Below are 24,301 nucleotides of genomic sequence, written 5' to 3' on the forward strand. Positions count from 1 at the left end.
AAAATGCGGGACGCCTCGGCACCCATTACGCACAGACGGGTGCTGAAGATCGCGGTGCCGATTGTGCTGTCCAACGCGACGGTGCCGATTCTGGGCGCTGTGGATACCGGCGTGGTCGGCCAGATGGGGCAGGCCGCCCCGATCGGCGCGGTTGGCATTGGCGCGGTCATTCTGGCCACGATCTATTGGGTGTTCGGTTTTCTGCGCATGGGCACGACCGGTCTGGCCGCACAGGCCCGAGGCGCGGGAGACACGGCCGAAACCGGTGCTCTGCTCATGCGCGGTCTGCTCTTGGGTGGCGCGGCTGGGCTGTTCTTTATCGTGGCGCAGGTGGCGGTATTCGCAGGGGCGTTCGCGCTGTCGCCCGCCAGCCCCGAGGTCGAGGCGCTGACGCGCAAATACCTCGAGATTCGGATCTGGGGCGCGCCGGCGACCATTGCGCTTTATGCCGTGACGGGGTGGCTAATCGCGGTCGAGCGCACGCGCGGCGTGTTCGTCCTGCAGGTTTGGATGAACGGGCTGAACATCCTGCTGGATTTGTGGTTCGTACTGGGTCTGGGCTGGGGCGTTGAAGGTGTGGCGGTGGCCACGCTGATTGCCGAATGGACGGGTCTGGCGCTGGGTTTGTGGTTGTGTCGCGATGCTTTCGGGGGCAATCAATGGCGCGACTGGGCGCGGATCTTCGACCCCGCCCGCCTGCGCCGGATGATGCAGGTCAATGGCGACATCATGATCCGGTCGGTCCTGCTGACCGGGTCCTTCACCACCTTTCTGTTCGTGGGCGCCGATCTGGGCGACGTGACGCTGGCCGCCAACCAGGTGCTGCTGCAGTTCCTGGAAATCACCGCCTTTGCGTTGGACGGGTTCGCCTTTTCTGCCGAGGCGCTGGTGGGCAGCGCCGTTGGGGCCAAGGACCGATACCAGGTCCGGCGCGCCTCGGTCATGGCGTCGCAATGGGGCGTCGGTGGGGCTCTGGTGCTGGGGGCCACGTTTTTTGTGGCAGGGCCCGCATTGATCGACCTGATGGCCACCGCGCCCGAGGTGCGGATCACGGCGCGCGAATACCTGATCTGGGCGGCGCTGGCCCCGGTGGTCGGTGTTGCCAGCTGGATGTTCGACGGCATCTACATCGGCGCCACCTGGACCCGCGCCATGCGCATCGCCATGATCCAGTCGGTGGCAATCTATGTGGTGGCGCTGTTCCTGCTGGTGCCGACCATGGGCAATCACGGGCTGTGGGCCGCGCTGATGGTGCTGAACACCGCCCGCGCGGTGACGCTGGGCCTGCGCTACCCCCGGCTCGAGGCGCAGGTGGCCTAGAGCAGGGTCAGCAGGGTCTCGGGCGGGCGACCGATTGCGGCCTTGTCGGTGGTGATCCCGATGGGGCGTTCGATGAGGATCGGGTTCTCGGCCATGGCGTGAACCAAGGCCTCTTCGGGTGTTTCCCTACTCAGCCCCAGTTCCTTGAACCGCGCCTCGCCCCTGCGCATCATCTCGATCGCCGGGATGCCCAACCGGGACAGCACCGCGCGCAGCTCATCCGCGCTGGGCGCGTCCTCGAGGTATCTGCGAACGGTGACTTCGGCGCCGCGGTCCTGCAGCAGGGCCAGCCCGGCGCGCGATTTTGAACAGCGTGGGTTGTGCCAGTATTCGATCACAGCCAATCCTCTCGTTTGCTGCCGACGGCGTCGGCCACCGACTTGAACCCGTCCCGCGCCAGCAGGGCGTCCAGCCCCCGCGCGATCTCGGCCGCCAGTGACAGGCCGCCATAGACCATCGCGGTATAGAACTGCACGGCCGAGGCCCCGGCGCAGATTTTGGCATAGGCCTGTTCGGCCGTGCCGATGCCACCCACGCCGATCAGCGGGATCTGCCCGTCGGTCAACTGGCTCAGCCGAGCCAGAACGCGGGTCGATTTCTCGAACAGGGGCGCGCCCGACAATCCGCCGGCCTGATCCTTGTGCAGGCTGCGCAGCCCTTCGCGCGACAAGGTCGTGTTGGTGGCGATGACACCGTCGATGCCCGTGTCACGGGCGACATCGGCGATGTCCCGCAGTTCGTCATCCGTCAGGTCGGGGGCGATCTTCAGAAACACCGGGACCCGCCGCGCCAAGGCATCGCGGGTGTCCAGCACACCTGCCAGCAGGGCGCTCAGCGCTTCTTTCCCCTGCAGGTCGCGCAGCTTTTCGGTGTTGGGTGACGAGACATTCACCGTGGCGAAATCCAGCCATTGCCCGCAATGGGCCAGCACATGCGCAAAATCCCGCGCCCGGTCGGTGCTGTCTTTGTTGGCGCCCAGGTTCAGGCCGATCACCGCGTCCTTGGGGCGGTGCGCCAGACGCCGGGCCATCGCCTCCATCCCTTCGTTGTTGAAGCCGAACCGGTTGATGGCGGCGCGGTCCTCGGTCAGTCGGAACAGGCGCGGCTGGGGGTTGCCTGGCTGCGGGCGCGGTGTGACGGCACCCACCTCGATAAACCCAAAGCCTGCGCGTGACAGCGGGCCCAGAACCTCGCCATTTTTGTCGAACCCGGCGGCCAGCCCCACCGGGTTGGGCAGGTCCAGCCCGGCAAGTTGCGTGCGCAAGCGCGTCGAGGTGACGGGACCGGGCGCCGGGGTCAGACCCGTTTTCAGCGCCTTGATCGACAGGCCGTGCGCGGTTTCTGGGTCCAGGCGATGTAGCGCGGCCAGGGCCAGTTTCTCGGTCAGTTTCATCCGAAGGACGCTCCGGTTGGGGTAGGGGCGGTGCGGATCAGGCGCGAGTCGGCCACAGCCGCCTGCCGGTGAATGACCGCCGCGCGATAGGCCGGGTGGGTCACCATCTCCAGAAACGCATGGGCCGAGGGGTAACGGGCGATGAACATCTCGTCCCACGCTTCGCCCTGCGGGCCGATCAGCGTTGTTTTGAACGTGCCGCGCCAGATGATCGAGGCCCCCAGCCGCGCGATGATTGGGGCGGTTTCGGCCCCATACCGGCGATAGGCTTCTGCGCCGCTGAGCCCCGCGCCGACCAGGTCGTGGCCTGCGGGATAGTCGGCCTTGGCGCGGAACCGCACAAGGTTCAACATTTCGATCGGGTGGTCGCGGTCCAGCGCCTTGAACGCCTCGAACTGGGCGCGGTCGGGGTCGACATGGCCGGTCATTGCATCTCCTTGGGGAAGAGGTGCGCGCCGTTTTCCAGCGGCAGCGGCTTGGCCCAGACCACATCCGCCAGGCGCATGTTGCGATAGAGATGTGGGAACAAGGCCCCGCCGCGCGAGACCTCCCATTTCAGATCATCGCCCATTTTCTGGGCATCGCAGGCCACGAGGGTCAGGTTTTCGGCCCCGGCAAAGTGCTTGGCCGCGGTTTCCGCCGCCTGTTCTGCGGTGGAAAAATGAACGAACCCATCCGCCACATCGACCGGCGCGCCCCGGGTTTCGCCCTGTGCCTGCAGAGCCGCCCATTCTTCGGCCCGGAATATCTTGTAGATCAGCATGGCGCCGTGATGCCCCGCGCGCGGGATGGAATCAAGCCGCATTTCCCCCTTTGACTCTTTGTCGCCCTCGGCGCACGATCCTGACAATCAATAACAGGGAGTTTCAAATGATTACCCGTTTCCTGACATCCGTGGCGGCCCTTGGTCTGACTGCAGGCATGGCGGCGGCCGACTACAAGCTGACCATTCTGCACACCAACGACTTCCATTCCCGGTTCGAGCCGATCAACAAATATGACAGTGGCTGTGGCGCCGAGGACAATGCCGAGGGCAAATGCTTCGGCGGTTCGGCGCGACTGGTGACCGCGGTCAACGACGCCCGCGCGCGGGCCGAAAACTCGATCCTCGTGGACGGCGGCGACCAGTTCCAAGGGTCCTTGTTCTATACCTACTACAAGGGCAAAGTCGCGGCCGAGTTCATGAACAAGCTGGGCTATGACGCGATGACCGTGGGGAACCACGAATTCGATGATGGCCCCGAGGTTCTGGCCGGTTTCGTCGATGCGGTCGAATTTCCGATTCTGATGTCGAATGCGAACATCGAGAACGAGGAACTTCTGACTGACCGGATCAAGAAATCGACCGTGATCGAAGTGGGTGGAGAGAAGATTGGCCTGATCGGCCTGACCCCCGAAGACACCGACGAGCTGGCCTCACCCGGTCCGAATGTCGTGTTCTCAGATCCTGTTCCGGCGGTTCAGGCCGAGGTGGACAAGCTGACGGGGGAAGGCATCAACAAGATCATCGTGCTCAGCCATTCGGGCTATGGCGTCGACCAGCGGGTCGCGCAGGAAACCACGGGTGTTGACGTGATCGTGGGCGGACACTCGAACACCTACCTGTCGAACACTTCGGACAAGGCCGCCGGGCCGTACCCGACCGTGGTGAACGGGGTGCAGATCGTTCAGGCCTATGCCTACGGCAAGTTCCTGGGCGAGCTGAACGTGACCTTCGATGACGACGGCAACGTGGTTCAGGCGGTCGGTGAGCCGCTGATCATGGACAACACCGTGACCGAGGATCAGGCTGCCCTGGATCGCATCGCAGAACTGGCCAAGCCGCTGGACGAGATCCGCAACAAGGTCGTGGCCAACGCCGCGGCTCCGATCGAAGGTGATCGGTCGATCTGCCGCGTGCAGGAATGCGAGATGGGTAACCTGGTGGCCGATGCCATGCTGGCGCGGGTCGCCGATCAGGGCGTTCAGATCGCCATCGCCAACTCGGGTGGCTTGCGCGCCTCGATCGACGCGGGCGACGTGACCATGGGCGAGGTGTTGACCGTTCTGCCCTTCCAGAACACGCTCTCGACCTTCGAGATCAGTGGGCAGGGTATCATTGATGCGCTGGAAAACGGCGTCAGCCAGGTAGAAGAGGTCAAGGGTCGCTTTCCGCAGGTGGCAGGGCTGAAATTCACCTGGGATCCGTCGGTTTCCCCCAACGAAGGCCGCGTGACCGAGGTCATGGTGGCCGAGGGTGATGGCTATGTACCAATTGATCCGGCCAAGACCTATCTGGTGGTGACCAACAACTATGTCCGCAACGGTGGCGACGGGTACAAGATGTTCTCTGGCGAGGACAAGAATGCCTATGACTTCGGTCCCGATCTTGCGGATGTGACCGCGGAATACCTTGCGGCCAATGCACCTTACACGCCCTATCTGGATGGACGTATCCAGCAGAAGTGATTGCTGACACAAAGAAAGAAAAGGCCGCATCCCCGGATGCGGCCTTTTTTGTTGGGTTTCGGCTTAATCGAATTCGTACTCGGGCCACAGTTCGGGGTCGAAACCGTCCAACATGGGCCGGATATAATCCGCAACCTGACGCCAGCCGCCAACCGATTTGGTCGAGATTTTGTTGCGCACTTGGTCGATACTGGCCGTACGCACCTGTTTCTTGTTTTCTTCCGGGTGCATCATGCTTTCGCGCCATTCGATCCCGCAGAATTCTGCAACCTGCTTGCTGTAGGTCTCGGGATCGGCCACCAGTTTTTCGTAGGGCACCGTCAGGATGCGATCACCGAAGATGGCGTCCCAATGCTGCATGTAGCGGCGATACATGTTGGCCGAGTGCGCGATCGAGTTCAGGTTCGATGCGTACCGCATACCGGCCGCGGGAAAACGCCGGATCCATTTCGACAGGCCGACGTCCCGAGGGTCACGCAGCATGTTGATGATCTTGGCGTTGGGGAACGCTGCCAAAAGAAAACCAACCCGCTGGTAGTTGTGCGGCATTTTGTCGACGAAAGCGATCGAGCTCTCGGGGATCGGGGGCATCAACTCGCGGAAATGCTTGGCGAATTCCGCAGCTTCGGCGTCCGAGAATGCCTTCTTTTCGTTCGAGTATGGCGCCGAAAGGTCGGTTGCGAGGGTCAGCTCTCCACATCCCGCGATGTCGGGGGCGGAACTCAGCATCATTTCCATCAAGGTGGTGCCCGACCGAGGCTGTCCGATCACGAAAATCGGCAGGGGCATTTCCTCGATCCCGGAACTTGGGACCGACGCGCTGTCGGGGAACAGGCCGCAGATTCGGCGTAGTTTGCGCTCTTCTTCTTCGAAATCGTATGGGTTTTCGTCGTGCTGCACCCTGTTTGCGACTGCAAACTGCGCGAGGGCGGCCTCCAGCCCACCGATCTTCGATTGAAGCTGTGCCAGCGTGAACTCCAGAGTCGAATTGGGATGTTTCCGCTTTGCGATCGCAGCCTCGACCCGGGGCAACAATGCTTCGGCCTGTTCGGCGTCTACCATCGACGACAATTGGAACAACGCCGATGCGTGATACGGATCCTTGTCCAAAACACGCCACAAAATGTCAGTACAGCCCTTCTTGTCGCCAGCCTGGTGCAGGTCCACCGCTCGGCGGAAGGCGATTTCGATGCTGTCGGGATCCAGCTCGTATGCACGCGCAATATCGGCCGAGGCCGCATCCACGAAGCCGACGCGCCCATAGGCCCTGCTGCGGGTGGACAGCAGCTTGGGGTTGTCTGGATCGGTCATCAGGCGCTTGGTGGCGTTCTCGATGATGCTGCGCCAGTTCTTGCCCTTGAGCGTGATTTCATCGATCACCCGGACGATCTCGCGGTTGCCGGGCATCTTTTCGGCCATCTTTTCGGCATAGGCCAACGCTCGCGCGATCTGGCCGGTCTGCATCAGGGCATTCGCGATGTTTTCGACGAATTGCGGGTCGTCCGGTTTCAGGCGGGCGGCTTCCTGGAAATGCGGCAGCGATTTCTTGTACTGCTTCATCTCGGTCAGAACGAACCCGGCAATCGCGTGGTAGTCCGCGTCATTCGGGAATTTCTTGATGCCGAGCGTAGCTTTCTTCAGAGCCTGAGGAAGCTTGCCGGAGTCCAGATCCGCCACCGCCTTGGCCTTGAGGGAATTTGGTGCTTGATTTGTCATCTGACTGCGCGAGACCCTGTGCCTGATTGAAACTTTTGTTGTTGGTTCATTACCCATGTGCGGACGGTTTGCAATAACTCTTCCCAACGATGCCATGGCGCAGCTGTTTGCTGCGCGGCCATCAAACGCATTGCCGGACGTGCCCAACTACAACATCTGCCCGACAAATCAGGTGCATGTCGTGCGCGCCGGAGAGGGAGGGCGGCAATTGGACCCGCTGCGATGGGGTTTCTTGCCACATTGGTACAAAACCCAAAATGACGGTCCGCTGCTGATCAACGCGCGCGCCGAAACTCTGGCCCAGAAGCCGGCCTTTCGCGCAGCCTGCCGCGATCGGCGTTGTCTGATCGTGGCCACGGGTTTCTACGAATGGACCAAGACACAGGACGGTGCGCGGCTGCCTTGGTACTTTTACCGCAGCGATGGTGCGCCCATCGCCTTTGCCGGGATTTGGCAGAACTGGGGCGAGGGCGGGGCGCGGCAGGCGACCTGCGCGATCGTCACGACCGCAGCCAACGACAATGTGCGTGCGGTGCATCACCGGATGCCGTTGATCATCGAACCGGCGGATTGGGCCTTGTGGCTGGGCGAGGTCGGCAAGGGGGCAGCCCGCCTGATGAAACCCGGCGCCGAGGATGTGTTGCAGTTTCACAGGGTCGGCACGGCCGTAAACTCCAACCGGGCCAGCGGGCCGGACCTTATCGCGCCCGAAGCCGATGAATGACATCAGCGGGGCCTTCTTTTCTTTTGCCATCCTGCGCGCTAAACCCCTGTCATGGCCCTGAAATTCTCAAACCTGCCGCAGCTGTACGCGCATCCGTTCGATACGATCATCGATGTGCGCAGCCCGGCAGAGTTTGCCGAGGACCATCTGCCCGGCGCCATCAACCTCCCGGTTCTGGACAATGAGGAACGCGCATGTGTCGGCACGATCTACGTTCAGCAGAGCCCGTTTCTGGCGCGCAAGCTGGGGGCCGCGTTGGTGTTCCGCAACGCCGCCACCCATATCGAGACGCAACTCAGCCACCACGAGGGCGGTTGGCGACCTCTGGTCTATTGCTGGCGCGGCGGTCAGCGTTCGGGATCCTTCACTTGGATGCTGCAGCAGATCGGCTGGCGAGCCGAGGTGATCGAGGGCGGATACCGCAGCTATCGGCGTCTGGTGAAGCAGTACCTCTACGATGACCCGCTGCCGTTCAAGCTGGTGGCGTTGGATGGCTACACCGGCACTGCAAAAACGGAACTTCTGGCCCAGTTGCAAACGCGCGGGGTGCAGGTTCTGGATCTCGAAGCGTTGGCCAATCACCGCGGTTCGCTGCTGGGCGAGCAACCCGGCGGACAACCCAGCCAGAAAGCGTTCGAATCTGCCTTGGCTTCGGCCATGTGCGCCCTTGATCCGGCACGGCCCGTATTGGTCGAGGCCGAGTCGTCAAAAATCGGTTCGTTGATCCTGCCCCCAGCGGTCTGGCAGAGCCTGTGCCAAGCGCCGCGAATACTTGTCACGGCAGATATCGAGGCGCGAACGGACTATCTGGTCGCTGCCTATGACGACATTCTGTCTGATGCCGAGCGTTTGCGGGACCGCCTGTCGCCGCTGCGGTTTCACCGGGGGCATGATGTCGTGGATGCGTGGATGGCTCAGATTGCCGAGGGCAACAAGACGGCCCTGACGCGCGCCTTGATGGAGCAGCACTATGACCCGGCTTACGAAAAGTCGCGGAGAAACCACCAGTTTGATGTGATCGCGCGCGTGCATGCCGCGTCCTTGACCACGGACGGGCTGGATCAGGTCGCGTCGGAAATCGAAGGGGTTGTGGTTCAGCTCTGAAGGCGCAGGCCGGGTGTGTCGCTCAATACTCCGATGACTGCAGCCGGGTAACCAGCGGCACGCAAATGGTCGCAGATTTTTCGTGCGTCGTCGGCCGAAACGGCAGCCAGCAACCCACCTGCGGTTTGAGGATCGAACAGCAGATCGGCCTTGCCGCCGATTGGAACTTCGGGCGCGATGGAACGATTGTCGTTGAACAAGCTGGACCGGAGCCCTTGCTGGCTAAGCTCCAGGGCACCCGCCATGACCGGGACTGCGTCGAGGTTCAGGACTGCGCCGCAGTTGGATGCCTCGCACAGTCCAACGAGATGCCCGGCCAGTCCGAACCCGGTGACGTCGGTCATGGCATGGGCCTGGGCCAGAATGCGTGCGGCGTCACCCTGCGGCTGCGTCATGTGGTCATAGGCGGCCACTACCCACTCGCCGTTGGCTTGCCCAGCCATTTCCGCGGCCATCAGGACTCCGCTGCCAATCGGTTTGGTCAGGATCAACACATCACCGGGCCGCCCGCCGGACAGGGTGATCGGATCAGACTGGCACAAACCTGTGATGGTGAAGCCGATGGTAAGCTCATCGCCCATCGAGCTATGGCCGCCGACGATCTCAGCCCCGGCGCCGCGCATGACTTCGGTCGCGGTTTGCATGATTTCAGCCATGGTGCGGTGTTGCAGCTGGGAGGACATGCGCGGCAGGATCAGTGTGGCCGTCGCGGCCTGTGGGGTCGCACCCATCGCCCAGATGTCCCCCAGTGCGTGAATGGCCGCGATGCGGGTCATCAGAACAGGGTCCGGAACGACACTGCGCAAATGATCTGACGTCAGCACCTGCCGGACGCCTCCAAAGGTCAACACCGCTGCATCATCGCCGGGCAGGGGTGTGATATCTGGACGGTCGGATCGCTGTACCGCGGATAGCGCGGCCTGCAAGGCGCCGCGACCTACCTTGGCGCCGCAACCGCCGCACATGGGCTTGTCGCCCAGAGCATCGCGCAGTCCATCCGCATGGTGACGGGGAATTGCGGGGGCTGACATCTGGGGCAGCTCACGAAAGCGACGCATGAACTTCTGGTCGATATGGTTTTTCCACCGCCACATCACAGGTCCGCTGAATGACGTCCCAAAGCGCTCGGCCAGTGCCGAGCGTTCCCCCAGCGAGACCAGCTTCAGGTAATCCTTCTGCGGCTTGTACCGGCGCATGGTTCCAGCCCCGAGAGCTGCGCGCAGGTTGTTGAAGAGAACGGGAGCCTCTCGTACGGCAAAGACGCCAGCCTTGGGGCGCGGCGTGTCATCCAGATGAGCGCAGTCGCCGACTGCGAAGACCGATGGATCGCTGGACTGCAAATACCCGTTCACTCGGATAAAGCCGTCTTGCAGGTCCAGTCCGGTCAGACCGATCCAGTCATAGGGGCGGGCGCCCGCCGCGCCAGTTGTGAAATCGGCCGTGATGTGACGCCCATCGGTCAGTTGCACGCCTTCGGGTGTGATTTGCGCAATTTTGGCCTGTTCGATGCAATCGATGCCAAGCTGTTCCATCGCCCGCCGAATGGTCTGGGCGGCCTTGGGGTTTATCGCGGTCAGAATTTGCGCCTTGTCGATCAGAGTGACCGTTGCTTGCCGACCCTTGGCGCGCAGAGCATGGGCCATGGCCATCGCCAGTTCGACGCCCGCTACACCGCCGCCAATGACCGCCACCGAAGCGGGGTCGGTTGTCTCCAGGTACTGGGCCCATTTTGCGGCAAAGGGACCAAGAGGTTTTGCAGGGATGGCATGTTCCGTGAACCCGGGCAAAGACGGCATGTCCGATGTGATTCCGACATTGATTGAGGCGACATCGAAAGCGACATCAGGGTGATCGGCCACATTCAACAGCCGCCGGTTCAGGTCCAGGCCGATCGCGGCACCCAGAATGATCCGGGCCCCCGCAAACCGTGCCAGCCGGATCAGATCGATGTCCAGGTCGCGGCGGGCATAGTGCCCCGCGACATATCCGGGCAACATCCCGGAATAGGGCGCGGTCGGGCCAGGATTGATCACGGTCAACCGCGCGCCGGGCAGGGGGTTCATCCCCCATTTCCGAAGGTAAAGCGCGTGCGTATGACCTCCGCCCACCAGAACCAGATCGCGGGTAAGTGGCAACGAAGGTGTTTTCATGAAGTCAGTTCGCGCTGTGATCCGGGACGTCTTCGACCTGCTCGACCGCGTGGGTGGCCCAAAGCTTGTCTTCGCCCGCGTCCGGCAGATCCTCGGGGGCTTCATGGCGGTGAATGTGCCACTTGGCAATGAACAGAGCCGTGATCGGAGCCGTCAGAAACAGGAACAGCGTGATTAGCAGTTCATGCATGGAAAGGCGCTGTTCGATTAGGATCGAATGAAAGATCGAGGCCAGCAACACACCGCCCACGCCCAGCGTGGTGGCTTTGGTCGGGGCGTGCAGCCGCGACATCGGATCCTTCAGCTTGATCATGCCGAATGACCCGACAAAGCCGAAAATCCCTGAAACGATCAGGAAAAATGCAATCAGAAGCTCGAAGATGAATTCCATGGCGGCCTCACTCGATGATGTTGCCGCGCAGCATAAAGCGCGCATAGGCCACGGTCGAAACAAAGCCCAGCATGGCAATGATCATGGCGGCTTCGAAAAAGATCTCGGTGCCCAGATGCAGGCCGTACAGGATCATCAGGGCGATGGTGTTGATCACCATCGTATCAAGGGCGAGCACTCGCGTTCCCACACCGTCGGCGGTGATGATCCGCCACAGGCACATCATGATCGCGGCCCCAAAGCAGGCAAAGGCAAAATAGATTGCATATTCGATCATTCGAAAATCTCCTTCAGGCGGCGCTCGTAACGCTGCTTGATCTGGTCTCGTACCGCGCCCGGATCCGGAGCGTCCAGGCAATGGACCAGCAGACAATGCCCTTGGGCCGAGAGGTCGCAACTGACGGTGCCCGGAGTCATGGTGATGGTTCCAGCCAGTACCGTGATCGCTTCGGGTGTGCGCAGTTCCAGCGGGATCGAGATCCAGTTCGGTTGTCTGTCCGCGTCGCGTTTGAACAGGATGATGCGGGCCACGGTCACGTTGGCCACCACGATGTCCCACAGAACCACGATCATGTACTCAACGACCATGGGCCAGTTCCGCAGGATGGGCCGGTCGGGCCAGTAGGGTTGGGTGATGAAGGGAATGATGATCCCCAGAAGCAATCCAAACACCAACGAGTTCAGCGAGGGCGCGTTGGCCAACAGCACCCAGACCAGAGTCAGCAGGAAGCTCAGATGCGGGTGGGGGAATATCCGGCGCAGCAGTTTCATCAGTCTTCCCTTCCCAATACGGCCGAGATGTACTGTTCCGGCGCGAACAGTTGCGCGGCGGTCTTGCGAGTGTAGTCCAGCGAGGGCCCGGCGAACAGAGTCAGCAGGACGAGGCCCAGAACCACTCCGGACACCGAGGTGAACGCCAGCCCCGGCTGCGGTTCAGGCGCGGGCCGGTGCGGCGGTCCATCATCGTTGGTGGCCTCGGTTTCGGGTTCCGGGTCGATCTGGGTGCTCGCGTCATAGCTTTTCCAGAAGATCAGGGACCCGGCGCGAGCCAGACCCACGATGGTGACAAAGGATCCAATCAGAACGACCGCCCAGACCGCAGTGGCATCCGGCGCATACCAAGACGCATCCAGCACCAGAAGCTTGCCGATGAACCCCGACAACGGCGGCATGCCCGCCATCGCTATGGCTCCTACGAAGAACAGCGCCGAGATCAGCCCGCTTTGCGGCATCGGGGGGCGGGGCGCAATGGCCCCTCCTCGACGTTCCATCACCAGATCGGCCACCAGGAACAGCAGCGCGGTCGCCAAGGTTGAATGGTAAACGTAGTACAGAGCGGCGGCTGTGGCCGTCTCGGTGAACAAGGAAATAGCCACCAGCAGCGTTCCCATCGAGGCGATGGCGCAAAACGCAACCATGCGCGCGATGTGCCGCGTGCCTAGAATACCGATCGAGCCGATGGCAAGGGTCACCAGCGCGGCAGGTTGTAGCCAGTCACCAACCAGTCCTTCGGTGACGGCAACATCCGGGCCGAATGCCAAAGTATAGACCCGCAGGATCGAATAGGCCCCCACCTTGGTCATGATCGCAAACAGCGCGGCAACTGGCAGCGGCGCGTTGGCATAGCTGGCCGGCAGCCAGAAATGCAGCGGCAGGACAGCGGCCTTGATGCAGAAGACCAGCAGCAGAAGAACCGCACCCACGCGCAACAGGGCGGTGTCTTCGGCCGGAATTTCCGCGACGCGCACGGCGAGGTCGGCCATGTTCAGGGTACCGGTAACCGAATAGATCGTGCCTAATGCAAACAGGAACAGAGTTGACCCCAAGAGGTTGTAGGTGACGTATTGCACCCCGGCCTTCAGGCGTACCGCGCCGCCGCCATGGGTCATCAGGCCGTAGGAGGCGATCAACAACACCTCAAAAAATACGAACAGGTTGAAAGCGTCCCCGGTCAGGAAGGCGCCGCAGACACCCATCAGCTGGAATTGGAACAACGGGTGAAAGTGGTTGCCGCGTTCATCCCATCCGGACGCGATGGCGTACAGCACGATAGGCAAGGCCAGCAACGCCGTCAGCAGCACCATCATCGCGGACAGCCGGTCAAGGACCAGAACAATGCCAAACGGGGCCGGCCAATCGCCCAACTCGTAGACGTGAATCTCGCCGCCCGCTGCCTGCGCAGTGATGGTCAGCGCGATTCCGAGCAGACCCACCACACCGGCGACTGAAAAGATACGCTGCAGGTCCAGATGGTACCGTAGAACCATGATGATGAAGGGGGCCAGGATCGCGGGCAGGACGATCGGCGCAACGATCCAGTGGTTCATGCGTCTTCTCCTGCGTCATCCACGCTGTCCTGCGCGGCCATGTCTATATGGTCATCCTTCGAAGACAGGTAGGCGCCCAGAGCGATCATCACGATCACAGCTGTCATCCCGAACGAGATCACAATCGCCGTCAGAACAAGGGCCTGCGGCAATGGATCGGTATAGGGAACCTCTTCGTATTTGTTCAAAACTGCAGGCGCGTTCACGGCCAGCCGTCCCGTAGCGAACAGGAACACGTTGACCGCATAGGTCAGCAGAGACAGGCCCAGGATGACCGGAAAGGTCCGACGGCGCAGGATCAGGAAGATCCCTGCGGCGGTCAGAACGCCAACGGCCGATGCGACGAGTGCTTCCATCAGCCCTGCTCCTTCGCTTTTTCTTGTTCTTCGGCCAGATCATCCCGCAACGGGTTGATGTCCATCGGGAATTCCTGTGCCATGCCCGGCCGCCACGCAAAGCGCGACAGGCTGTCCAAGGCCAGCATCACGGCGCCCAGAACGGCCAGGAACACGCCTGTGTCGAACAGCATGGCCGTGGCCCATTCGAATTCTTCCAGCGGAGGCCAATGCAGATAGCCGAAATCGCTTGTCAGGAAGGGCCGCTCGTTGAACCAGGCACCCAAACCCGTGGCCGCAGCGATCAGAACACCCCAGCCGATGGTGCCATGGTAGTAGAACCGCTGCCGCTCGATCGCCCAAGTATAGCCGCTGGCCATGTACTGCATCAGGAAGGCGATCGCGACCACCAGACCGGCGATGAACCCGCCTCCGGGCTGGTTGTGTCCGCGGAAGAAGATGTAGGCACCTACCATCAGGGCGATCGGCATCATCACACGTGTCGCAACAACCATCATCAGCGGGTGCGAGTCACCTGACTGGGGCCAGTGCGGTTTGCGGTTCAGCAGATAGGCGCGGACACTGGTGCCCAGCACGGCCTCGGTCAGGGCAAAGATGATAAGGGCCGCAATCCCCAGCACGATGATCTCGCCGAAGGTATCAAATCCCCGGAAGTCCACCAGGATCACGTTGACCACGTTGGTTCCGCCGCCACCCTTGTAGGAATTGGCCAGGTGGAACTCCGAAATCGTCGGGAAGGCGAAATCGCGCAGCATGAGCGCATAGATCAAGCCCCCTGCGCCGATGCCGGCCACCACTGAAATGGCAGCATCACGCCAGCGCCGTGCCGCGCTACTGTCCCATGGGGTCTCGGTCGGAAGAAAATTCAGCGACAGCAGCAGCAGGATCATCGTCACGACTTCGACCGAGATCTGCGTCAGAGCCAGATCAGGCGCGGACAGATAGTTGAAGGCCATCGACACGATCAGGCCGACGACACCGATCAGAACCAGCGACAGCAAACGGTTCCGGTGGAACCACATGATGCCCATCGTCGCCACGATCAGGCACAGCCAGCCGATGATCGGAATGATCGGAGCCGGCAGCGGAACCCGCGTTTCCACGCCAATCGTGCCGGTCGAATAGGCATAGTATCCAAGGCCGACCGTAAAGGCGATCAGGATGATCGCATAGCGGCTGATGACACCGTTGTGCAACTCGTCCGTGATCCACCGGCTGGCGGCGGTCAATCCGCCGATCACGGCGTCGAAGATGGTCTTGGCCTCGGGGCGGGGCAGGATATTCCAGACGTGCTCGCCGCGCCGGTGCAAAGCCAACAGGAAGAGGCCGCCAAAAGTTGCGACGATCGACATGTACAAGGCAGGCGTGAACCCGTGCCACAGCTTCAGTGAGTAATAGGGCAGCTTCTCGCCGCCGATCACTGCGGAAGACACAACCGCAACCAAGGGGCCGACGATGGCGGCCGAGTTCAGGCCGATCAGCACGACCAGCACGACCAGGAATGCCGGAGCCAGCCACAGCCCCACCGGCGGGTCATGCGGGTGCGCAGGGTAATCCTCGCGTTCAGGGCCCAGAAAGACGTGGGACACGAACCGGAAGGAATATGCGGCAGAGAAGATCGCGGCTACCAGGGCAAGGGCTGGCACCAGATAGTGCGAGTTTCGCCAGACCGTGTGCACGGTTTCTTCCAGCATCATTTCCTTCGACAGGAATCCGTTCAAAGGTGGAATCCCTGCCATGGACAATGCGGCGATTGTTCCAATCGAAAAGGTGATCGGCATCAAATGGCGCAGGCCGCCCAGGCGCTTGATGTCCCGGGTGCCGGTTTCGTGGTCCACGATCCCGGCGGTCATGAACAGGGCGGCCTTGAAGGTGGCGTGGTTGATGATGTGAAAGATGGCGGCCACGACCGCGATCTTGGTGCCAAAGCCCAGCAGCATCGTGACCAGCCCCAGATGCGACACCGTCGAAAAGGCCAGCAACGCCTTGAGGTCATCCTTGAACAGCGCGATCACCGCGCCGATCAGCATGGTCACCAGGCCGGTGGTGGCGACGATGTAGAACCACGCCTCGGTTCCGGCCAGAACCGGCCACATGCGCGCCATCAGAAACAGGCCAGCCTTCACCATCGTGGCCGAGTGCAGATAGGCCGAAACCGGCGTTGGAGCGGCCATTGCATGCGGCAGCCAGAAATGGAACGGGAACTGGGCCGACTTGGTGAAACATCCCAGCAGGATCAGTATCAACGCCGGCAGGTAGTAGGGCGAAGACTGGATCAGTTCGCGGTTCTGGAGGATCACGCTCAGGTCATAGGACCCCACGATATTGCCGAGGATCAGCATCCCCGCGATCATCGCCAGCCCGCCGGACCCGGTGACCGCCAGCGCCATCCGCGCGCCCTGGCGGCCTTCGGGCAGGTGTTTCCAATAGCCGATGAGCAAGAACGAACTGAGCGAGGTCAATTCCCAGAAAATCAGCAAAAGCAGTATGTTGTCGGACAGAACGATACCGACCATCGCGCCCTGGAACAACAGGAGATAGGTATAGAATTGCCCCATTGGGTCTTCACGCGACAGGTAGAACCGCGCGTACAGGATGATCAGCAGACCAATGCCGAGGATCAGCAGCGCGAACAGAAATCCCAGCCCGTCCAGCATGAAATTGGCGTTCAACCCCAGCCCCGGAATCCAGTCGAACCGAGCGGTGACCACCGTGCCGTTCATGACGTCCGGGATATGAATCAGCAGCCCCATCAAGGCCAGAAACGTGGTCAATCCCGCTGCCGATGCGGCCGCGTTGCGCCCGGCGCGGATCAACAGGGCGGGAAAGACAGCTCCGAGGAAGGGAAGGGCCGCGATAAGGAATAGGGACAACTGCGATACTCCGGGCTGAGCGGTCAGGGTGCTGTTGATTTTGTAAGGATAATTTATTGACTGTCCAGCTATTGCAAGTTTTTCACCTTGCACTACACCGCTCGGATTTTTGGCCAAAGCCTGCGCGAAAATGACGCGAACTTGATCTGCGCCCTGCTTTTCGGCGCAGCGTCGGAGGCGGACCCGTGATAAAACCGGCTTGGAGAAACCGGAGGGTGCACATTGGCGATCACAACCAAGCTCAGCCGCAGAGGCGTGTTCCTTGGGGGCGCAGCCGCTGTGCTTGCGGGTTTTGCGATCCGTGAATACCGTCTGATCCCCGAAGACTTTTCTGGCGGTACGTTGACCGTCGCTCAGGCGCATGAAAAGGCTGTTGCGGGGGAAATCCTGTTGCTCGACATCCGGACCCCGCGCGAATGGCGTGCCTCAGGCATCGGGCAGGGCGCTCAACCGCTGGACATGCGCCGTGAAGACTTTCTGGATGCGTTGGATCGCCTGTCCGGCGGTGACAAGGGGCGGCCGATTGCCGTGATCTGCGCCCGTGGTGTGCGGTCAGCGCGGCTTGGCAACAGATTGACCGAGGCGGGCTACGGCAACATCCTTGACGTGCCCGAAGGGATGCTGGGGTCAGCCGCAGGTCCGGGCTGGGTGCGGGCCGGGCTGCCGGTGCAGGCGTATTCGGAGGGGGCGTGATGAGGCTCAGGGATCTGTTGGCCGTGTTGTTCGCAACGGCCGCAACTCCGGCATTGGCCGCGTGTGGGCAGGATCAGGGTGTTTGCGAGACGGACTCCGGAAGCTATCGCATCGAGTTGCCGGAAGACTCCAACCCGCCTTTGGTCGTGTTCCTGCATGGGTATGGCGGCAGCGCGCAGGGAACCATGAAAAACCGCGGTATGGTCGAACCCTTGCTGGCGCGGGGATATGCGGTCATGGCCCCCGAGGGGGCCGAGCGGAACGGTCGAAAAAGCTGGAACTTCTATCCGGGGTGGGACGGGCGTGACGAAGCCGCGTTCCTGAAGGAGGTTGTTGCGGATGCGGTCCAACGGTTCGGGGTCGATGACCATCGCGTGGTGCTGGGGGGATTCTCGGCCGGCGGCTTCATGGTGAACTATTTGGCCTGCGCCGATCCCGAGGCGTTTTCGGCCTACGTGCCTGTCTCAGGAGGATTCTGGCGCCCGCATCCCGAAAGCTGCGCGGGGCCCGTGCGCCTTTTTCACACACATGGCTGGACCGACAACGTGGTGCCGCTAGAGGGGCGCGCACTGGGCGGCGGTCGGTTCCTTCAGGGCGATATCTTCGCCGGGCTCGAGATCTGGCGGCAGGCCAACGAATGCGCCGACAACCGTCCGGACGGGTTTTCGACGACAGGCCAGTTCATGCGCCGCAAGTGGACCGCCTGTGCTGACGGCAGCGCATTGGAGTTCGCGCTGTTTCCCGGCGGTCATTCCGTCCCTCGGGGTTGGGCCGACATGATGGTGGATTGGTACGAAGGGTTGCCCGGCGGGTGATCATTCCGCTGGGGTCATGGTTCCTTTGCCTTCGATCAGGCGTTTCAACTCGTTGCGATGCGAACGTGCCGCCCGCGTGATGGCAGGCTCGTGGAAATCCTCGGGCATGCCGACCATGCGACGCGCCGCAGCCGCAGATACGCCGCTGAGCGCGGAGAGCGGTACCGCAAAGGTCAGGCTGATGGCGATTGGAGCCAACCAGACCGAGACCAACCCAGCCAGGATGCCCGCGCTCAGCGCGAGGCCGCTGATGGTTTCGAGCGCGTGACACACGATCAGCGTCCGCAGCCCATAGGTGCCGCCATCCCGTGCCTGCGGGGTCCAGCCTTTTTGCACACCGAGAAGGGTGCGGAACACGGCGATCATCTGCTGCACCATAAGGATCGGTGCGTACAGGATCGACAGCACGACCTCGAACAGGAATGACGCAAGAAACCGGGTCCGGCCGCCGAAATCTTCATAGCGAACACCGCTGAGGGGCAATGCCAGTGCCCCCAGAATCTTGGGGGCCAGCAGCATCGCGTACATGACAAGTATGATCAGAACATGCCGCGTTTCGGTCATTTCCGGCCACTGGGGGAACATCGGATTGTCCGGGCTGAAATAGTGCAGCACCGACGCATCCTTGCCCTGACCGATCAACGCCCACATGACCAGCAGTGCGAACCACAAGGGTGACATCAGGTATCCGACGGCGCCGTGGAACAGATGAAACCGCGACACGGCCCGAAACCCGGTCGAGCCCAGCAGACGCAGATGCTGCAGGTTGCCTTGGCACCAACGGCGGTCGCGTAGGGCGTGGTCGATCAATGTCGGCGGTGTTTCCTCGTACGAGCCTCGGATGCGCGGCAGAAAGCGCACGCCCCAACCGGCACGGCGCAGCAACCCGGCCTCGACGAAGTCGTGGCTCATGATCAGCTGTTCCCGGCCCGAGAGCGAGCGCAGCTTGGGCAGACCTGCGCAGGTCGCAAAGGCCTTGGTGCGGATGATGGCGTTGTGGCCCCAATAGTTGCCTTCCTGGCCGCACCAACGGGACAGGCCCTCGGCAAATGCGATGCCGTACACACCATTGGCGAATTGCTGCATCCGGGCAAAGACGGACTGGGCACCGATCAGTTGCGGATAGCTTTGGATCAGGCCGGCGCCGGGATCGCGGGCCAGCGCGTCGGTCAGCCGCGCGATCGCACGCCCGGTCATCAGGCTGTCGGCGTCCAGAACCAGCATTGCATCCCAAGCGCCACCCCAGCGGCTGACCCAATCAGCGATATTGCCGACCTTTCGGTCCGTATTCTGTTCCCTGCGTCGGTAATACAGCTCAAGCCCCGGGGCGAGCGTGGTACGCAGCGCCTCGATGCTGGCCTGTTCCTGGGCCGCGATTTCCGGATCGCGGGTGTCGGACAGGATGAACATCGCATAGTGATGCTTGCCCCCTCGGGCGCGCAGTTCTTCCAGCATCGTGCGGGCATTGCCCAACACGTTCCACGGCACTTCGTTGTAGACGGGCATCAGCAAAGCGACCCGCAGTGGCTGCGCACGACCCTGCCGTACCGGACGCTCTTGCCGGGCAAGAGAGACCATGCCCAGTAGGACTGTGCAGACCGTGAAGGAAATCCAGAAGAAATTGAACGAAATCAATGCCAACAGGATGGCTTCGACCACGTTTATCCCTTCGGCGTCGAACCAGTCCGCCATGACCCACAACAAAGCAACCGAGGCCGCCATGGCAGGGGAAAACGCCAATGCGCGCCAAAGGCCCGCCGACGACCGGCGGGCATCCGCAGGTGCTTGGGCGTCCCGAAACCCGGCGGCAAAATCCTGCTCCGGCATCGCCAGCGGTGCCTCGGGCGGCATGATTTTCAGGTCCGGGTTCATGCTGTCCATCTGTACATCCAGACTTCCGAGGCGGGCTCGTCACCCAGCCTCAATTGCGCGCGCAATTCGACGTGGTCGCGGTCGCCCGGCTGAAACGAAAAGGCCAGACGCAAGCCGCCCGTGTCCGGGTTGCGTTGCAGAACCCCATCCGAAGTTTCCGCATGAGGCGACTGCACGAACACGCTGAGGGCGTCCGGATCGTCGAACAACTCGCTGGCTTCGAAGTCGATCACCGCAAGCCGCCCTTCGCCAAACGTGTTCTCGCCCATGGCGGTATTGATCACCCGTGGCATGGCGGTCCGCTGAGGTTCCTCGCCCCAGATCAGGCGGTACGACAAGTCGAGCTGAGCACCGGCAGCGACCGGTTCAGCGGGACGCCAATAGGCGACAATGTTGTCGTAGATCTCCTGATCGGCCGGAATTTCGACCAGAGTGACCGTACCTTTGCCCCAATCGCCCATCGGCTCGACCCAAAGGCCGGGGCGCTTGTGGTATTGCGCCTCGAGGTCGGCATAGTCGGAAAACGCGCGTTTGCGCTGCATCAATCCGAACCCGCGCGGCTTCATGTCGACGAATGAGGACACCTGCAATCGCTTGGGATTGGCGAGCGGGCGCCAAATCACTTCTCCGGCCCCGTTTCGGATCATCAGACCGTCGCTGTCATGCACGGCCGGACGGAAATCGTCGAACCGGTTGCGATTGGTCTGATCGAACAGGAACATCGACGTCCCCGGTGCGATCCCGACGTGGGGAAGCTCTTCCCGAGCAAACAGGGTCGCCTGCACCTCCATGATGCAGTCGGTGCCGGCGGTGATATCGAACCGGTAGGCGCCGGTTACACTGGGACTATCCATCAGTGCGTGAACGATCATGTTGCGTTGGCCGGGCTTTGGGCGCTCCAGCCAAAATCGGATGAAATCCGGAAATTCTTCGCCCTCGGGATCCCCGGTTTTCAGTGCAAGACCTCGGGCTGACAGACCATAAACCTCGTGTAGGCCGATGGCACGGAAATAGCTGGCTCCCTGAAAGACGCAGAACTCGTCCGTCTTGCCAGGGCGATGCATCTCGGTGCGCAGCCGGAAACCCGAAAAACCCAGCGTTTCGTCTACGGGCAGATCGGGGACATCCTCGGCCCGGTCGAACATCTCGAGGTCGAATGCAACCGGCGCGGTCATCCCGTTCTCAACTGCCGAGACCTGAACGGTTCGGGGGAAGTAGAGGCCGGGGGTGAAGAAATCGACGTTGAACGGCGTATCGGTCCCGTACCAAAGCGCACGGTCCAGCCGGAAACGGATGGAGCGGTACTGTTCGTAGGTGAGGTCCTGCCACGCCTGCGGAACGGTTTCGCGCGCCTCGTAGGGGCGGCTGGCCAGATCGCGGGCAAGGGCGATGATATCGGCCCGGTCGAATGGCACCTCGCCACCGGTGGCAAAGGTGGCCGGGGCGAAGGCCAGCGCCGTAGTCGACGCAAGGAATGCACGACGCGTGAACTTCATGACTTCGATTTCCATGGGTGTGATTTGAACCAAGCGGCCAGATAAGCCACGCCGATGATCAACGCAAATCCAATTAGGTTTGCGGCCAGAACGGTGGCGAAATCCCGCCCAAATTCGTCGAGGAAAACGCCGATAAGTCGTGCCGCTGCCATGGAAAATACAAAAACCGCCAAGGACTGCTGGCCCACTTTGGTGATCTGCTTCAGGATCCATCGCAACAGCTGCGCGCCGATCGTGTTGCCGGTGGCGATCAGGCGATGCCCATGTTGCCCAGCAGCCACCCATCCCAGGTAGGCCAGCGACAGGAAGTGCATGTACCGGAACAGGCCGAAATCGGTTTTTTCGCGCAGCTCGCTTGTCAGGGGCCAGACCTTTCGGATGTTCTCGGCAAGATCCGGCGCGGCCGCCTGGACCCACAAGAACACTTTCCACGATCCGAATGGGGCTGAGAGGACAAGGAACAATGCCGCGGCCCAGATCAGCGTCTTGGAAACCGGCGGTGCAGGAATCCAGCCCCGCATGAATGCAAAGCCGGTGAAAAACAGCAACTGCCATCCAAACGGGTTGAAGAACCACTGGCGGTCAGACCACGGCTCGGCCGGAAGCGCCAACATACCGGTCTGCGCCACCAGCCAGATCGCGACCGAGACCAACCCGACCGCCCAGATGCTGAGGCGCGACAGGCCCATGAATATCGGCATCATTGCCAGAACGACCAGGTACATCGGCAGGATGTCGAAATAGTTCGGCACATAGGTCAGTGTGAACAGCCCTACCATCTGTGGCATCGGGTCGTTGAAGAAATGCTGCAGGTTCAACCCCGAGACATAGCTTTTGTCGAAGGCTCCCGACAGATCCAGCGCCGCCATGGACATTGCGACAAAGAAAAACAGACAAATATGGGCCCAGTAGACCTGCCAGATGCGGAAGCTGACCCGGGCGGTACCCATCCACCAGCCCTTGCGCTCAAACGCGCCGCCAAAGGCGATCGCCGAAGCCATGCCCGAGCAGAAAACAAAGATTTCAGTCGCGTCCGAGAACCCGAAACGGGCCGGGATCCATCTGGCCCAGGGGTCGTTCGGGATGTGCGCGATCAGGATGATGAACATCGCAATACCGCGATAGAAATCCAGCCGCGGGTCGCGGGTTGTGGCAGCAGGGGCGGAGGATGCCGCCACCGGTGCAAAATCAGAAGCGGGCGAAGCGGTCGCCATTCGTTTCTCTGTCCTTTGTGGTCGTCTTGTTATTCAGCCGGTACGCTTTGCACACCGGATTGGTCGCGGGCCGAACTGATCAGAGCGCGGCGCGCGAGGGCGTAATTGTCTTCGGTGCCGGTCCGTTTGGCCTTGCGGTCGTCCAAAATGCGCTCGACATCATCGAGGCGTCCGGCACGCAGGCCGGAATCGATCGTAATGCGTTCAAAAACATCCCTCTGGGCGTGACTGCCGCCGGCCAATTGCATCGAATTTCGCGCATTTGCAAGATGCTCGAAGGCTTGGAGATAATCGCCTTTTCCAAAGGCCTCGAGCCCTATGGCGGCGGCCAAGCCCGGGTCGGCCATGCGACGTGCCGTGTCGGTTGCGGGCTGTTGCGAGTCCTTGTGTATACGGGCCAGCAACTTGGCGGTCGAGTCGGGCCTGTTGTCACCAGTCAGTGCCAAAAGGTAATGCAGATCGGCGAAGATCAGACAGCCGTCTTCGGTGCGGGCGGCGCTCAGGTCGGCCAGTTCTTCCCATCGGGTGCCAATGTCCACGCCTTCAAGCTCGAGCCTCGACAATAGCGAAGTCGCATTCGAAATATCGCGATAGTCATCTGTCTTGTCTTGGCGAATCTCGTGGTCGTACAGATCAAGCACCTGGTCGATCTGACCCAGATCCAGATGCATCAACGCTTTGTGCCACCACACGTGATACCGGAAGTTGTTGCAGTGGGACCAGGCAGCCTCGCGCCCGGCCAGCCAGTCCAGGCCAGATTGCGCATTGCCCGTCATTTCGTGCACGTGAGCGACTGCGTGCAGGCCCCACGCGTCGTCCGAAACCATCCACAGGGCCTGACGCCCTGCGATCTCGGCCTTTTCATAGGCACCGGTTTCTTCCAACGCAAAGGAATGGCACCCAAGCAGGTATCCACGACCGGGGTGATCAGGCGCATAAGCTGGCAGAACCCGTTCGATTGAGCGTCGCATCCCTGCGGAATCACCCAACACGAAACGGGTCGCGTGGCTGAGCTTCATGGCAAGCGTGTCCTCGGGGTGAGTGCGCAGAATTGCCTCGAAAGTTTGTACGGCGCGGGTGGGTTGGCCTGCCAGCCAGTGATCCAGGGCCTCAAGATACAGTGTCTCGCGGGCTGAAATCGGCTGCTCAGCGGCCGCACTCTTTGCCGTGGCGGCGGCCTGATGGGCGACCTCCATCATTTCCCGGCGCCCCAACAGAACCATGAAAAGCCCCTTGATGGCATGTCCAAGCGCAAAGCCCGGTTCAAGCTCAAGCACCTTGCCCAGATGCTGAGGTGTGACGGCTGCGTGTGCCATGAAACCAAGCAGAACACCATTCCACGCTTCGGCGCTGTCCGGGTGGGTCAGGGTGTTCATCTGTCCGAAAACATCTTGCTGCATGCTTGGGTC

General features: G+C 61.7%; 22 protein-coding genes. 6 read left to right on the forward strand and 16 right to left on the reverse strand.

Annotation, left to right across the window (positions count from 1 at the left end):
- Positions 1-3: 3 nt before the first annotated feature.
- Positions 4-1,320, forward strand: coding sequence for an MATE family efflux transporter (locus ACR0FC_RS01610; protein ID WP_170337674.1), 1,317 nt, complete (start codon positions 4-6; stop codon positions 1,318-1,320).
- Here ACR0FC_RS01610 and arsC read toward each other — a convergent pair.
- From arsC to ACR0FC_RS01630, 4 genes are read right to left on the reverse strand one after another with little or no spacing between them, the layout of a single operon-like run.
- Positions 1,317-1,658: an arsenate reductase (glutaredoxin) gene (gene arsC / locus ACR0FC_RS01615; RefSeq protein WP_170337675.1), complete on the reverse strand. Its 342-nt coding sequence runs from the start codon at positions 1,656-1,658 to the stop codon at positions 1,317-1,319. The two genes, ACR0FC_RS01610 and arsC, sit on opposite strands and share 4 nt — an antisense overlap.
- A complete protein-coding gene (locus tag ACR0FC_RS01620; protein ID WP_170337677.1) occupies positions 1,655-2,713 on the reverse strand; it encodes a quinone-dependent dihydroorotate dehydrogenase in 1,059 nt (352 codons plus the stop codon). The genes arsC and ACR0FC_RS01620 overlap by 4 nt, the downstream gene beginning before the upstream one ends.
- Positions 2,710-3,141: a DUF1330 domain-containing protein gene (locus ACR0FC_RS01625; protein ID WP_170337678.1), complete on the reverse strand. Its 432-nt coding sequence runs from the start codon at positions 3,139-3,141 to the stop codon at positions 2,710-2,712. Before ACR0FC_RS01625 ends, ACR0FC_RS01620 begins: the two co-directional genes overlap by 4 nt.
- On the reverse strand, positions 3,138-3,476 hold the full coding sequence (locus ACR0FC_RS01630) for a DUF952 domain-containing protein (RefSeq protein WP_170339396.1): 339 nt from the start codon (positions 3,474-3,476) through the stop codon (positions 3,138-3,140). The genes ACR0FC_RS01625 and ACR0FC_RS01630 overlap by 4 nt, the downstream gene beginning before the upstream one ends.
- A gap of 107 nt (positions 3,477-3,583) precedes the next feature.
- On the opposite strand from ACR0FC_RS01630, the gene ACR0FC_RS01635 reads away from it, so the two are divergent.
- On the forward strand, positions 3,584-5,161 hold the full coding sequence (locus tag ACR0FC_RS01635; RefSeq protein WP_170337680.1) for a bifunctional metallophosphatase/5'-nucleotidase: 1,578 nt from the start codon (positions 3,584-3,586) through the stop codon (positions 5,159-5,161).
- 63 nt (positions 5,162-5,224) lie between these two features.
- Here the strand turns inward: ACR0FC_RS01635 and ACR0FC_RS01640 are convergent, their stop codons facing one another.
- Positions 5,225-6,877, reverse strand: coding sequence for a tetratricopeptide repeat-containing sulfotransferase family protein (locus ACR0FC_RS01640; protein WP_170337682.1), 1,653 nt, complete (start codon positions 6,875-6,877; stop codon positions 5,225-5,227).
- Between the two features lie 55 nt (positions 6,878-6,932).
- Between ACR0FC_RS01640 and ACR0FC_RS01645 the strand changes: the two genes are divergently transcribed.
- Positions 6,933-7,601, forward strand: coding sequence for an SOS response-associated peptidase (locus tag ACR0FC_RS01645; protein WP_170337684.1), 669 nt, complete (start codon positions 6,933-6,935; stop codon positions 7,599-7,601).
- A 51-nt stretch (positions 7,602-7,652) separates the two neighbouring features.
- Positions 7,653-8,705, forward strand: coding sequence for a tRNA 2-selenouridine(34) synthase MnmH (gene mnmH, locus ACR0FC_RS01650; RefSeq protein WP_170337686.1), 1,053 nt, complete (start codon positions 7,653-7,655; stop codon positions 8,703-8,705).
- On the opposite strand, the gene selD is transcribed toward mnmH, so the two are convergent.
- The 7 genes from selD to ACR0FC_RS01685 are packed head-to-tail and all read right to left on the reverse strand — an operon-like array spanning position 8,696 to position 16,802.
- Positions 8,696-10,855, reverse strand: a complete 2,160-nt coding sequence (gene selD / locus ACR0FC_RS01655; protein WP_170337688.1) for a selenide, water dikinase SelD — start codon at positions 10,853-10,855, stop codon at positions 8,696-8,698. The genes mnmH and selD overlap by 10 nt on opposite strands.
- A 4-nt stretch (positions 10,856-10,859) precedes the next feature.
- The gene (locus tag ACR0FC_RS01660) at positions 10,860-11,246 is read right to left on the reverse strand and encodes a Na+/H+ antiporter subunit G (protein ID WP_093962618.1); all 387 of its coding nucleotides are present in this window, start codon (positions 11,244-11,246) and stop codon (positions 10,860-10,862) included.
- Positions 11,247-11,253: 7 nt separating this feature from the next.
- The gene (locus tag ACR0FC_RS01665) at positions 11,254-11,523 is read right to left on the reverse strand and encodes a K+/H+ antiporter subunit F (protein WP_093962617.1); all 270 of its coding nucleotides are present in this window, start codon (positions 11,521-11,523) and stop codon (positions 11,254-11,256) included.
- Complete coding sequence (locus tag ACR0FC_RS01670; protein WP_170337690.1) at positions 11,520-12,017, reverse strand: Na+/H+ antiporter subunit E; 498 nt, start codon at positions 12,015-12,017, stop codon at positions 11,520-11,522. Before ACR0FC_RS01670 ends, ACR0FC_RS01665 begins: the two co-directional genes overlap by 4 nt.
- A complete protein-coding gene (locus ACR0FC_RS01675) occupies positions 12,017-13,573 on the reverse strand; it encodes a monovalent cation/H+ antiporter subunit D (protein WP_170337692.1) in 1,557 nt (518 codons plus the stop codon). The genes ACR0FC_RS01670 and ACR0FC_RS01675 overlap by 1 nt, the downstream gene beginning before the upstream one ends.
- On the reverse strand, positions 13,570-13,929 hold the full coding sequence (locus ACR0FC_RS01680; protein ID WP_170337694.1) for a Na+/H+ antiporter subunit C: 360 nt from the start codon (positions 13,927-13,929) through the stop codon (positions 13,570-13,572). Before ACR0FC_RS01680 ends, ACR0FC_RS01675 begins: the two co-directional genes overlap by 4 nt.
- Positions 13,929-16,802 (reverse strand): monovalent cation/H+ antiporter subunit A, encoded by a 2,874-nt coding sequence (locus ACR0FC_RS01685; protein WP_170337696.1) that lies wholly within the window; start codon positions 16,800-16,802, stop codon positions 13,929-13,931. The genes ACR0FC_RS01680 and ACR0FC_RS01685 overlap by 1 nt, the downstream gene beginning before the upstream one ends.
- Before the next feature lie 222 nt (positions 16,803-17,024).
- On the opposite strand from ACR0FC_RS01685, the gene ACR0FC_RS01690 reads away from it, so the two are divergent.
- Positions 17,025-17,495, forward strand: coding sequence for a rhodanese-like domain-containing protein (locus ACR0FC_RS01690; protein WP_170337700.1), 471 nt, complete (start codon positions 17,025-17,027; stop codon positions 17,493-17,495).
- A complete protein-coding gene (locus ACR0FC_RS01695) occupies positions 17,495-18,310 on the forward strand; it encodes a CE1 family esterase (RefSeq protein WP_170337701.1) in 816 nt (271 codons plus the stop codon). The genes ACR0FC_RS01690 and ACR0FC_RS01695 overlap by 1 nt, the downstream gene beginning before the upstream one ends.
- On the opposite strand, the gene mdoH is transcribed toward ACR0FC_RS01695, so the two are convergent.
- The 4 genes from mdoH to ACR0FC_RS01715 are packed head-to-tail and all read right to left on the reverse strand — an operon-like array spanning position 18,311 to position 24,292.
- Positions 18,311-20,182, reverse strand: coding sequence for a glucans biosynthesis glucosyltransferase MdoH (mdoH, locus tag ACR0FC_RS01700; RefSeq protein ID WP_170339398.1), 1,872 nt, complete (start codon positions 20,180-20,182; stop codon positions 18,311-18,313).
- A complete protein-coding gene (locus ACR0FC_RS01705) occupies positions 20,179-21,678 on the reverse strand; it encodes an OpgD/OpgG family glucan biosynthesis protein (protein ID WP_170337703.1) in 1,500 nt (499 codons plus the stop codon). The genes mdoH and ACR0FC_RS01705 overlap by 4 nt, the downstream gene beginning before the upstream one ends.
- Positions 21,675-22,892 carry an OpgC family protein gene (locus ACR0FC_RS01710; RefSeq protein WP_170337705.1) on the reverse strand — a complete coding sequence of 406 codons (1,218 nt, stop codon included), beginning with the start codon at positions 22,890-22,892 and terminating at the stop codon, positions 21,675-21,677. The genes ACR0FC_RS01705 and ACR0FC_RS01710 overlap by 4 nt, the downstream gene beginning before the upstream one ends.
- A gap of 29 nt (positions 22,893-22,921) precedes the next feature.
- Positions 22,922-24,292 carry a tetratricopeptide repeat protein gene (locus tag ACR0FC_RS01715; protein ID WP_170337707.1) on the reverse strand — a complete coding sequence of 457 codons (1,371 nt, stop codon included), beginning with the start codon at positions 24,290-24,292 and terminating at the stop codon, positions 22,922-22,924.
- Positions 24,293-24,301 lie beyond the last annotated feature (9 nt).

The sequence above is a fragment of the Ruegeria sp. BB9 genome, assembly GCF_056539345.1.

What these genes read in the sequence shown, in the direction of transcription:
- ACR0FC_RS01610 (WP_170337674.1), top strand. Translation starts at nt 4, where the DNA reads ATGCGGGACGCCTCGGCACCCATTACGCACAGACGGGTGCTGAAGATC.
- ACR0FC_RS01620 (WP_170337677.1), bottom strand. Translation starts at nt 2,713, where the DNA reads ATGAAACTGACCGAGAAACTGGCCCTGGCCGCGCTACATCGCCTGGAC.
- ACR0FC_RS01625 (WP_170337678.1), bottom strand. Translation starts at nt 3,141, where the DNA reads ATGACCGGCCATGTCGACCCCGACCGCGCCCAGTTCGAGGCGTTCAAG.
- ACR0FC_RS01630 (WP_170339396.1), bottom strand. Translation starts at nt 3,476, where the DNA reads ATGCTGATCTACAAGATATTCCGGGCCGAAGAATGGGCGGCTCTGCAG.
- ACR0FC_RS01635 (WP_170337680.1), top strand. Translation starts at nt 3,584, where the DNA reads ATGATTACCCGTTTCCTGACATCCGTGGCGGCCCTTGGTCTGACTGCA.
- ACR0FC_RS01640 (WP_170337682.1), bottom strand. Translation starts at nt 6,877, where the DNA reads ATGACAAATCAAGCACCAAATTCCCTCAAGGCCAAGGCGGTGGCGGAT.
- ACR0FC_RS01645 (WP_170337684.1), top strand. Translation starts at nt 6,933, where the DNA reads ATGTGCGGACGGTTTGCAATAACTCTTCCCAACGATGCCATGGCGCAG.
- mnmH (WP_170337686.1), top strand. Translation starts at nt 7,653, where the DNA reads ATGGCCCTGAAATTCTCAAACCTGCCGCAGCTGTACGCGCATCCGTTC.
- selD (WP_170337688.1), bottom strand. Translation starts at nt 10,855, where the DNA reads ATGAAAACACCTTCGTTGCCACTTACCCGCGATCTGGTTCTGGTGGGC.
- ACR0FC_RS01660 (WP_093962618.1), bottom strand. Translation starts at nt 11,246, where the DNA reads ATGGAATTCATCTTCGAGCTTCTGATTGCATTTTTCCTGATCGTTTCA.
- ACR0FC_RS01665 (WP_093962617.1), bottom strand. Translation starts at nt 11,523, where the DNA reads ATGATCGAATATGCAATCTATTTTGCCTTTGCCTGCTTTGGGGCCGCG.
- ACR0FC_RS01670 (WP_170337690.1), bottom strand. Translation starts at nt 12,017, where the DNA reads ATGAAACTGCTGCGCCGGATATTCCCCCACCCGCATCTGAGCTTCCTG.
- ACR0FC_RS01675 (WP_170337692.1), bottom strand. Translation starts at nt 13,573, where the DNA reads ATGAACCACTGGATCGTTGCGCCGATCGTCCTGCCCGCGATCCTGGCC.
- ACR0FC_RS01680 (WP_170337694.1), bottom strand. Translation starts at nt 13,929, where the DNA reads ATGGAAGCACTCGTCGCATCGGCCGTTGGCGTTCTGACCGCCGCAGGG.
- ACR0FC_RS01695 (WP_170337701.1), top strand. Translation starts at nt 17,495, where the DNA reads ATGAGGCTCAGGGATCTGTTGGCCGTGTTGTTCGCAACGGCCGCAACT.
- mdoH (WP_170339398.1), bottom strand. Translation starts at nt 20,182, where the DNA reads ATGAACCCGGACCTGAAAATCATGCCGCCCGAGGCACCGCTGGCGATG.
- ACR0FC_RS01705 (WP_170337703.1), bottom strand. Translation starts at nt 21,678, where the DNA reads ATGAAGTTCACGCGTCGTGCATTCCTTGCGTCGACTACGGCGCTGGCC.
- ACR0FC_RS01710 (WP_170337705.1), bottom strand. Translation starts at nt 22,892, where the DNA reads ATGGCGACCGCTTCGCCCGCTTCTGATTTTGCACCGGTGGCGGCATCC.
- ACR0FC_RS01715 (WP_170337707.1), bottom strand. Translation starts at nt 24,292, where the DNA reads ATGCAGCAAGATGTTTTCGGACAGATGAACACCCTGACCCACCCGGAC.